This is a genomic window from Cysteiniphilum sp. (assembly GCF_057495195.1).
In genome coordinates, this window is sequence record NZ_JBXTEF010000086.1 from 1 (window position 1) to 9,744 (window position 9,744).

The 9,744-nt window shown below is 38.7% G+C and carries 11 protein-coding genes; 9 read left to right on the forward strand and 2 right to left on the reverse strand.

Annotated elements, in window-relative coordinates; genetic code table 11:
- Window positions 1-127: 127 nt before the first annotated feature.
- Both ychF and pth read right to left on the reverse strand, forming a co-directional pair.
- Window positions 128-1,219, reverse strand: a complete 1,092-nt coding sequence (ychF, locus tag ACY10D_RS07890) for a redox-regulated ATPase YchF (protein ID WP_487000208.1) — start codon at window positions 1,217-1,219, stop codon at window positions 128-130.
- Between the two features lie 43 nt (window positions 1,220-1,262).
- Window positions 1,263-1,838, reverse strand: a complete 576-nt coding sequence (gene pth / locus ACY10D_RS07895) for an aminoacyl-tRNA hydrolase (RefSeq protein WP_487000209.1) — start codon at window positions 1,836-1,838, stop codon at window positions 1,263-1,265.
- A gap of 93 nt (window positions 1,839-1,931) precedes the next feature.
- Between pth and ACY10D_RS07900 the strand changes: the two genes are divergently transcribed.
- The 9 genes from ACY10D_RS07900 to ACY10D_RS07940 all read left to right on the forward strand — a co-directional run bounded on the left by ACY10D_RS07900 (window position 1,932) and on the right by ACY10D_RS07940 (window position 9,584).
- Window positions 1,932-2,099 (forward strand): hypothetical protein, encoded by a 168-nt coding sequence (locus tag ACY10D_RS07900; RefSeq protein ID WP_487000210.1) that lies wholly within the window; start codon window positions 1,932-1,934, stop codon window positions 2,097-2,099.
- Window positions 2,100-2,133: 34 nt separating this feature from the next.
- Entirely contained in the window at window positions 2,134-2,475 is a 342-nt protein-coding gene (locus ACY10D_RS07905; RefSeq protein WP_487000211.1) for a TVP38/TMEM64 family protein, read from the forward strand.
- Window positions 2,476-2,506: 31 nt separating this feature from the next.
- A complete protein-coding gene (locus ACY10D_RS07910) occupies window positions 2,507-3,928 on the forward strand; it encodes a dihydrolipoyl dehydrogenase family protein (RefSeq protein WP_487000212.1) in 1,422 nt (473 codons plus the stop codon).
- A gap of 14 nt (window positions 3,929-3,942) precedes the next feature.
- Window positions 3,943-4,536 carry a CDP-alcohol phosphatidyltransferase family protein gene (locus ACY10D_RS07915; protein WP_487000213.1) on the forward strand — a complete coding sequence of 198 codons (594 nt, stop codon included), beginning with the start codon at window positions 3,943-3,945 and terminating at the stop codon, window positions 4,534-4,536.
- Entirely contained in the window at window positions 4,533-5,399 is an 867-nt protein-coding gene (locus ACY10D_RS07920) for a DUF547 domain-containing protein (RefSeq protein WP_487000214.1), read from the forward strand. Before ACY10D_RS07915 ends, ACY10D_RS07920 begins: the two co-directional genes overlap by 4 nt.
- Window positions 5,400-5,403: 4 nt before the next feature.
- Window positions 5,404-6,717, forward strand: a complete 1,314-nt coding sequence (locus ACY10D_RS07925) for a sodium:solute symporter family protein (protein WP_487000215.1) — start codon at window positions 5,404-5,406, stop codon at window positions 6,715-6,717.
- Between the two features lie 92 nt (window positions 6,718-6,809).
- Window positions 6,810-8,210, forward strand: a complete 1,401-nt coding sequence (locus ACY10D_RS07930; protein ID WP_487000216.1) for a peptide MFS transporter — start codon at window positions 6,810-6,812, stop codon at window positions 8,208-8,210.
- Complete coding sequence (locus ACY10D_RS07935; RefSeq protein WP_487000217.1) at window positions 8,207-8,524, forward strand: PD-(D/E)XK nuclease domain-containing protein; 318 nt, start codon at window positions 8,207-8,209, stop codon at window positions 8,522-8,524. The genes ACY10D_RS07930 and ACY10D_RS07935 overlap by 4 nt, the downstream gene beginning before the upstream one ends.
- 85 nt (window positions 8,525-8,609) lie before the next feature.
- A complete protein-coding gene (locus ACY10D_RS07940) occupies window positions 8,610-9,584 on the forward strand; it encodes an Rpn family recombination-promoting nuclease/putative transposase (protein ID WP_487000218.1) in 975 nt (324 codons plus the stop codon).
- The last annotated feature ends 160 nt before the right edge of the window (window positions 9,585-9,744 follow it).

A 9,744-nucleotide genomic window follows, 5' to 3' on the forward strand; every position in this document is an offset into this window, starting at 1 on the left:
TTTCACAGCTCAACATCTTTTTTCCTGAACGGTTAAAACTTGAGCTTTAGGGTGACACAGTTGAGTGAACAGTCTCAATTTTAGTAAAATTTAGTGAATAGTCTCGAACAGTCTCTGTTTTTTATACTTAAACATTAAACCTAAAATGCACAACATCGCCATCGTGAACAATATATTCCTTACCTTCTAAGCGTGCTTTACCGGCGTCTTTAGCACCTTTCTCGCCACTGTATTCAATATAATCATTAAAGCCAATGACCTCAGCGCGAATAAATCCGCGTTCAAAATCAGTGTGTATTTTACCGGCTGCTTGCGGGGCAGTAGCACCGACAGGAATAGTCCATGCGCGCACCTCTTTCACCCCTGCAGTAAAGTAAGTTTGTAGTTGTAATAGTTTATATCCTGCGCGAATCACACGATTAAGCCCTGGCTCATCTAAACCAAGATCACTTAAAAACTCCATTTTTTCATCCTCATCAAGCTCAGCAATCTCAGATTCAATGGCAGCGCATACAGCAATGACATCCGCATTATCTGCTTTGGCAAACTCAATGACTGTGTCAAGTAAAGGATTATTATCAAAGCCAGATTCATCAACGTTAGCAATATAAAGTGTAGGTTTGTTTGTTAATAGTGGCGTTTGTTTGATCCAAGTGCTTTGCTCATCACTAAACTCAAAGCTGCGCGCTGGTTTCTCGGACTCCAAATGCTCTTTGAGGCTTTGGTAGAACTCAAGCTGTAATTTGGCCTCTTTGTTGGCACTTTTAGCAAGTTTCTGTACGCGTTGTATCGTTTTGTCAACGCTTTCAATATCGGCAAGTAAAAGCTCAGTATTAATAGTCTGAATATCGTCAATTGGATTGACTTGTCCGGCAACGTGGATGACATCATCATTATTAAAGCAACGTACAACATGAGCTATCGCATCGGTTTCACGAATATTGGCTAAGAACTTATTCCCTAAGCCTTCGCCCTTGGAGGCTCCTGCAACAAGCCCCGCGATATCAACAAACTCCATCGTTGCCGCGATCACTTTTTGTGGATTAACAATATTGGATAATTGATCTAGACGTGGATCAGGGACTGAAACCATGCCGACATTTGGTTCAATCGTACAAAATGGATAGTTCTCTGCTTGAATGCCTGCTTTTGTTAATGCATTAAATAGTGTTGATTTGCCAACGTTAGGCAGTCCAACGATGCCACATTTAAAACCCATGATAAAACCCTTACTTTATTGTTATTTAATTCTTATTTAATTTTTATTTCTGGTGAAGTTTATTCATCACACTTTGATGATTGCCCTGTATTATATCGTCTAGATAAGAAATCGCACGTGTAATGCTATGATCAATCGCAATTTTATCATCAAGCGATGGTTTACCTAGTACATAACCTATGACTTTATTGCGATCCCCTGGGTGATCAATGCCGATGCGCAAGCGGTGATAATCACGTGTGCCAAGAGATGCATCAATATCTCTTAAGCCATTGTGCCCACCGTGTCCTCCGCCTTTTTTAAGACGAATTTGTTCGCAAGGTAAGTCAAGTTCATCATGTGCAACTAAGATTTCATCTGGGGTGATCTTATAAAATTGAGCTAATTTAGATACCGCTAAACCACTTTTATTCATGAAGGTATGTGGGTATAAAAGCCAAAGCTTGTTTGCGCCAATTTGTGTCTGTGCTGTAGCGCCATGGAATTTACTATCATTTGTTAGTGTTAAGTTGAATTTATCGGCAACTGCTTCTAAAAACCATTGCCCAGCATTGTGGCGTGTGCCTTCATATTGACTGCCAATATTGCCAAGACCAACGATGAGTTTGATATGAGTCATATTTGTAATGCCTTTAATTAATTTGACACTCATCATAAACCATTTTACAGAATTTTTCGCTTAGCATTTCTTGCGCTTTTATCAAGTTGAATTTTGATAAAAGCTACCCTTAACAAAGTCTTAGGGTGTTCATTCTATTATCGTGTTGGCTGTGGTCGTGACGCACGTGTTAATGAAATCTGGAAAGAAGTCCAATGGGCATATTCTGATTTGATACCATTTGCAGTACCTGATAATCGATTCGCCTGTTTAACGCATTAATTTCAGGAGCTTATATGAATAAAGTTAAAAAATATTGGCCAGTGATTATTTTACTCTTAGGACTTTTTTATTCTTACGATTTTTGCCAATATTTCCTTTTTTTATGATCAATATTGCCGCCGGTGTTTTTAATGTTAAACTTTATAATTATATCGTAGGTACTTTTTTAGGAATTCTGCCAGGATCACTTATTTATGCTTGGGTTGGTAGTGGTTTAGGATATACCTTATCTCAAGGGCAATCGATTAATACCGCTATCATACTTTCGCCACAGGTCTTGTTGCCGATTATCGGGTTGGCAATTTTATCGATCTTGCCGATTGTTTATCAAAAGCTAAAAAATAGTCCTAAAAAAGTAACCATAAACAAGCAGTAAAGAAGGACTAGATAATAGAATGAGTAGAGATATGATAAAAAACATACAAACAGATATTTGCGTTATTGGTGGCGGATCAGGTGGTTTGTCCGTTGCCGCAGGTGCTGCACAAATGGGTGCTCAAGTGGTGCTGTGCGAAGGAGGTAAAATGGGTGGCGACTGTTTGAACTATGGTTGCGTACCATCCAAAGCATTGATTGAAGCAGCACGCATACAACATTATATAAACAAAGCGTCACAGTTTGGAATCAAAGCGCATGGAGAGGTTGACTTCAAAGCGGTTCATGCGCACATTCATCAAGTGATTGCGACAATTGAGCCGCATGACTCGGTTGAACGCTTTGAGTCGTTTGGTGTTCAGGTGATTAATGCCAGTGCTCGTTTTATCAATGCAAAAACAGTTGAAGCAGGTGAGTATCGTATCACAGCAAAATACATTGTATTAGCAACCGGATCACGTGCACGTATTTTGCCATTGGTAGGATTATCTGAGATTGACTATCTGACGAATGAAACAATTTTTGATTTAACCGAATTGCCACAACATTTAGTGATTGTTGGTGCCGGTCCAATAGGTTGTGAGCTAGCCCAAAGCTATGCTTTACTTGGTTCACAGGTGACATTGGTGGAAGCGGCCTCTGAAATACTGGGTCCTGCCGATAGTGATTGCAAAGCCATCGTGATGGATGAATTTGTCAAGCTTGGTATCGATGTTATGACGAATGTAAAAATTCAATCATTTAGCCAAGATAATAATGATATTAAATATATTGATTACGAACATAATGGCCAACAAAAACAACTTCAAGCATCCCATGTTTTAATGGCGACAGGGCGCATGCCAAATATTGAGAAACTTGATTTGGATAAAGCAGGTGTTGCCTATTCGCCACATGGCGTTAATGTCGATAAACGCTTACGCACTAATCATAAACATATTTATGCTATTGGAGATATTGCCAGCCCATTACAATTTACACATATGGCAGGTTATCATGCAGGCATCGTTATTCAGAATATGTTGTTTAAACTGCCGGCTAAAGTTGATTATTCCAGCTTTCCTTGGGTGACATATACCACACCTGAGATTGCACATACGGGATTAGCGATTAAAGAAGCTGAAAAACAGGGAGCCCAAATATTACAATTAAGCTTTGCCGATAATGATCGGGCACAAGCAAATCACGCAACCAATGGTCTAATCAAAGTGGCAGTCACTAGTAAAGGTCATATATTGGGCGTTTCGATTGTGGGTGAGAATGCCGGAGAGCTTATTACACCATGGACAATCGCCATTAAAAATAAGCTAAAAGTCAAACATATGGCAAGTTTCATTGCACCATATCCGACGTTGAGTGAGTTAAGTAAGCGCACTGCAGGTAGCTTTTACACGCCTAAGTTATATGGTGCTAAAACACGTCGATTTGTTCGTTTGTTATTGAAGTGGTTTTAGTCTCGGAGTGATTTATGATTGAATCAAGCTTGCGTCCAGCTTTTCAGAGAATCTTTGTCAAACCTGCTTTAAGTCTTGGTGGGCGCTATCTTTCAGCTAATGGAATTACCATTTGTGCATTGATTGTTGGCTTGATCGCAGCGGGCTTTCTGAGTATGGATTATTCGTATTTAGACGTAGTATTGTTACTTCTTTCTGGTTATTTGGATATATTGGATGGCTCAGTTGCACGCCTTCAAAACAATAGCACAGCCTTTGGCACCGTTTTGGACATATTAAGCGATAGACTGGTTGAGTCATCGATTGTTATAGCTTTGTTTTTGCGTGATCCAAGCCTTGGCTTGATTTGTCTGTTGATGTCGATGTCGATGTTGATGTGTATTAGTAGTTTCTTATTGGTTGGTATTTTTTCAGACAAGCAATCAGAGAAGAGCTTTCATTACAGTTCTGGATTAATGGAACGTGCGGAGTCTTTTATCTTTTTTATTTTAATGATGCTATTGCCTGATTACGTATTGATTTTAGGTGTGGTATTTACTGTTTTAGTATGGTGGACAATGATTTTTAGGGCATATCAGTTTTATCAATACCAACAGGAGTCTTTATGAAAAAAATAAGTAGCTTTCCCATTTTTCCCCTTTTCTCACGTGTTTTGGCAGCTTTATTCTTCTTATGTTTTATACTCTCAGTGACATTATTCAACACGGTGCAAGCCGCACCTAAGAAAGACTACTGGCAGCAATGGGTGCTATTTGATCCTTTAGCGACTCAAGTGATTGATTACGGCATTTGGCAGGAAATGTTAAATAAATATCTGGTGCTTGAAAATGCTCAATCTTATTTTCAATATCAACAAGTATCAGCCGCAGATAAAGCACTATTAGCAAAGACTATCAAGCATTTATCACAGATTAAAATCAGCCGATATAACCGCGATGAGCAATTAGCTTATTGGATTAATCTGTATAATATACTAACCGTTGATGTGATTTTGAAAAATCCTAAAGTGACAAGCATCACACAAATTGAGCAAAATTGGCTAGGGCAAACTCAGGTATGGGACACCCCTATGATTACAGTAGAGGCAATCAAGCTAACACTTAATGACATCGAACATCGCATTTTACGCCCTATTTGGAATGACCCACGTATTCATGCCGCAGTAAATTGTGCTTCATTAGGTTGTCCGGATTTAAGTGCAAAAGCTTATACTGGTAAAGAAATCAATGCGCAACTAAATGCAACCTTCTTCGCATTTATTAACAGTTCAAAAGGACTTTTACTGCAAGATAATAAACTGCTGTTGTCTAAAATATTTCAGTGGTATGGCAGTGATTTTGGCGATCAATCACAAATGTTTGCCTTTATTGGCTACTTTGTCCGTGATCAAAAGCTGCAAAATTTGCTAAAACAACCAACTATTAATATTGGCTATCAAGACTATGATTGGAACTTAAATACAAAAGGTTAGCTAAATGATAGTGACGATTGGTTTTGGTGTCTTCTTAGTCATCATCATTTTAAGTTTCAAAAAGTCGTTAAAAACAGGCTCATCGATACAGTATTTTGTTGCGAATAGGCAAACATCAACCTTTGCATTGATCGCAACTTTAGTGATGACGGAGCTTAATACCTCAACGCTAATTGGCTTTGCTTCTTTGGGTGCCTCTTATGGCAGTTCAGCAATAAGTTTAGCCTTGGTTTTTCTTGTTGGCTTATTATTTTATGCCATCAGTGTCGCGAAAAAATGGAAGCAGTTTGATGGCGTTACTGTCACGACTTTTTTTGCTAGGCGCTATAACTCTGCGATTGGCTATATTGCTGCTGTGATCCTGTTAATGGCAATGCTTGGATTTAGTGCCAACTACGTTAAATCATTGACTTTGATTTTTGCTCCTTTATTTCCTGGTGCCAGTCAATGGCTGATCAGTGGTGGTTTTTGCTTGTTGATGTTGTGCTTAACACTCAGAGGTGGCATAAAATCTATTATTCGTTTGGATGTGTTTAGTTTTATATTAACACTGGTGATTATTCCGGCGTGGCTTTATTATGCACATGCTATTCCAGATGCTACTGCCAATATACCTACGATAAAACTACCAACATCAATGCTTATTTCACTCATTATCATTACGATGTTTACGTATATATTGGCGCCTTGGTACGGACAAAAGATATTTACTGCCAGAACAGCTAGAGTGGCATTTGTTTCGGTTGTTATTGCGGCACTTTTGATTGCTTGTATTTATGCTCTTGCCATCGAAGTTGCTAGCGTCATATCAGCTAAAGTCAATACATTAAGCAGCCCTCAAGAGGCAATTCCATTATTGATTAGCAGTTATTTACCGCCGATTTGGCAAGGGTTAAGTTACACTGTTTTGTTTTTTATTGCAGCGACTACACTCGCTGGATTATGGAACACGATGGCATCGATTTTAATTGCGCATCGCACGCAAGTAGTCATTAACACATCACTCACTCAAAGCATTATGATTACGAGCATTATTGCGGTGATTTCTTATGTTTTGGCTAATGTCTTTATTGATCAGATTTTCCAAAAAATGGTGTTAATGAATATTCCAATTGCGGCATTAGCATTCTCATTATTAGCCGGTTTTTATTATGAAAAAGCCAATAGCCTCTCAAGTCTGGTGAGTATGCTAACGGGATTTGTCGGTGGTGTGCTTTGTTATATTTACTTTGATGAGATTGATTATTTATGGTACTGGGCCGTGTATGTCATCCCGATGAGCTTTTTGGTTGGGTTTGTTGTGTGCAAACGCCGTTAGTGATTTGAGAGTTGAACTTGTTTGGCATTTAAACGATGCTGAGTGGGTATTTATTGCTATTTGAGTGATACATAATGGGGAGGAAAAATATAATGAAATCAATCGGTCTAACACATAAAAAACATCCTGTTGGGATATGGTATTTATTCGCTGTGGAAGTGTGGGAGCGCTTTAGCTATTATGGTATGCGAGCAATTCTTGTGCTATATCTTGTCAATTATTTAGGTTTTTCAGATACATCAGCTTATGTTTTATATGGCGCATATGCCGCTATTGTCTATATGACACCGGTGTTAGGTGCGTTTCTTGCTGATAGCTATTTAGGCACCAAGCGTAGTGTTAAGCTTGGTGCATTTATTATTGCCATTGGTCATATACTGATGTTTGCTATTCCAGACTTTATTCATTTAGGATTATCAGCTATCGCCATTGGTACAGGCTTTTTTAAAGCCAATATGCAAAATCTCTTAGGGCTTTTGTACGATAAAGAAGACCCAAGGAAAGATGTTGGTTATACAATCTTTTACATGGGGGTTAATTTAGGCTCATTTATTTCAACGCTATTAGTGCCAGCGGTTTATACTTGGGTGTCGCCAGAGACTGGTTTTTTAACGGCGGCATTTGGTATGTTGCTAGGGCTTGGTTTTTTCCTTTTTGGCGACAAGCGCAATTACTTCATTGAGACGCGCCAAATTAATGCATTTAAGTTTTATACAACAGTAGTCATGACGATTTTAAGTGTGCCTCTTGTGGCGATGTATTTATATTTCACAGAAGGTGTTGGGTCGATGACCTTTATCATTAGCGCCATTGCGCTTATGGTTATTGCGTACATTATCTACAAAGGTTTTAGAAAGGGCGGTGAATACTTTAGAACACTTTACGTTGTATTATGGCTAGGTGTGCTTGGTATGGTTTATTTTGCGTTGATGGAACAAACTGGAAGCACCGTAGTGTTGCTTACAGAGCGAACAATTGATAGAAACTTTTTTGATTTATTTGAAATTCCAAGCTCATGGTTTTTGTCACTTAACCCGCTAGTAATTGTATTCTTTGGACTAGTCATTGCTAAACTATGGTCAGTATGGAATCCCAATGCTACCGCCAAGATGGCGCTTGGTGTCATTGCCGCAAGTCTTGGGATGTATTGTTTTTCAATGGCAGCATTAACAGGTAGTTTGTGGTTTATCGTCCTAGGATATTTTGTGCTATCAATCGGCGAATTAGCCATATCCCCAGTGGCTTATTCTGCATTGAGCAAAGTCTCACCATTGGATATCAGTGGGTTAGTTATGGGCCTGTTTTTGTTAAAATCATCCTTTGCATATTTAATTGGTGCAATCATTGGCGCATTAACCGATGTTGGTGGCGTCACGTCAGTACAGGCTGAGGCTTATGGCAGTGTATTTAATCAAGTAGGTAGCTATGGATTGATTATTGGTGTGGTTGCATTGCTGTTAAGCCCATTAGCAAAGAAACTGCTAAGAGTTTGATTGCATCACTAAGATCAACGCATATCGTGCATTCCAATAGTGAAACAGGCTTTGGTTTTGCTGATGTGTTGCTCTATCCCTTGGTGAGTAATCACAAGAATGACATCGGGATTGTGATGGAGTTTAAACATGCCAAGGAAGATGATAGCCAAAATCTTGAGTTATTAGCAGATAAAGCATTAGCGCAAATTGTAACAAAAAATTATATTACAGAGCTAAACGCTCAACCACAGGTCAAACGAGTATTAGCATTAGGTTTGGCATTTAATCATAAATGTGTGATTGTGAAGTATGTAGAATTAGTCAATAACTGATTCTATCATAACTATTTGCTGAGGTTTTACATCAAAACTAGTGATATAATAAGCCCAGAGATAACCCTAATGTTTTAAGCAAATAATGAATAGCCATAACAAAATAGCTAAACCGCATGATGCATTCACAAAGGCAAACCTTGCCGACGCAGATCGAGCAAAGGCGTTGACTAAAAGCCATTATTCAAAAGAGATTGTTGCATTGATTGATTTTGATAGCTTTCAAAATAGACCGACAGAGTTTATCCAAAAAGACTTGCGGCATGTTGCATGTGACGTGCTTTATTCTTGCAATATCAAAAACAGTGACGGTTACGTTTATTTTTTGTATGAACCGCAATCAACACCTGATGAAATGATGTCTTTTAGACTGTTGGAGTACAGTTTGCAAATAATGCAAATGCACTTGGCGCAAGGTAATAAGAAGTTGCCAATTATTTTGCCATGTGTGATTTACCATGGTGAACAATCACCTTACCCATATAGTAATGATTTATTGGATTGTTTTGAAGACGTGGAGCTTGCCAAGCAATACGCATTTAAGCCATTTAATTTGATTGACTTAACGATAACAAAAGATGAGGACATAGCCAAGTTGCCGCCTACGTTGTACTTCGAGTATTTACTAAGACATGCGCGTGATGAAGATTTTGCTGAGAAGCTAATAGACTTCATCGAGCAGCATCCTCAATCTGTTTATTACTTCTTGAGTGGTGGCGTAGACTTCTTAAATGTTGTATTATCTTACGTAGAAACGAGAAAGAATAAAGACCCTGAAAGTATAGGGCGATTAATCAAAGTAATAGACAATAAAACAGGTGGTGAACTTATGAGTATATTACAGCGTTGGCAAGATGAAGCAAAATTACAAGGAGTGCTTTTGGGTAAGGCTGAAGGTAAGGCTGAAGGTAAGGCTGAAGGAGCGCATTTAGCTCACCTAGCAACAGCTCGAAATATGCTTTTAAGGGGGTTAGAAGTTCAATTGGTGGTTGACTGTACTAATCTACCAATCGAAGAGGTAACCGCCTTAGCAGAAGAGGTAAATCGCAGTAAGCATTGATTTTTGAGTTTAGCTTAGCCAACTGCTAACGACGTAATTGATCTTGGTGGTGTGCTACTTTAGCATTTTATATGTTTCGTCCCCACTCAACTCGATTGATATTAAAGACCAATCACCGTGTCATGCATTAGCTCAGTTTTTGAAAAACAAATGCTTTTCC

Bases quoted from the DNA above. Each gene is read 5' to 3' on its own strand.
- ACY10D_RS07930 (WP_487000216.1), top strand. From the start codon at position 6,810: ATGAAATCAATCGGTCTAACACATAAAAAACATCCTGTTGGGATATGG.
- ACY10D_RS07940 (WP_487000218.1), top strand. From the start codon at position 8,610: ATGAATAGCCATAACAAAATAGCTAAACCGCATGATGCATTCACAAAG.
- pth (WP_487000209.1), bottom strand. From the start codon at position 1,838: ATGACTCATATCAAACTCATCGTTGGTCTTGGCAATATTGGCAGTCAA.
- ACY10D_RS07915 (WP_487000213.1), top strand. From the start codon at position 3,943: ATGATTGAATCAAGCTTGCGTCCAGCTTTTCAGAGAATCTTTGTCAAA.
- ACY10D_RS07925 (WP_487000215.1), top strand. From the start codon at position 5,404: ATGATAGTGACGATTGGTTTTGGTGTCTTCTTAGTCATCATCATTTTA.
- ACY10D_RS07910 (WP_487000212.1), top strand. From the start codon at position 2,507: ATGATAAAAAACATACAAACAGATATTTGCGTTATTGGTGGCGGATCA.
- ACY10D_RS07920 (WP_487000214.1), top strand. From the start codon at position 4,533: ATGAAAAAAATAAGTAGCTTTCCCATTTTTCCCCTTTTCTCACGTGTT.
- ychF (WP_487000208.1), bottom strand. From the start codon at position 1,219: ATGGGTTTTAAATGTGGCATCGTTGGACTGCCTAACGTTGGCAAATCA.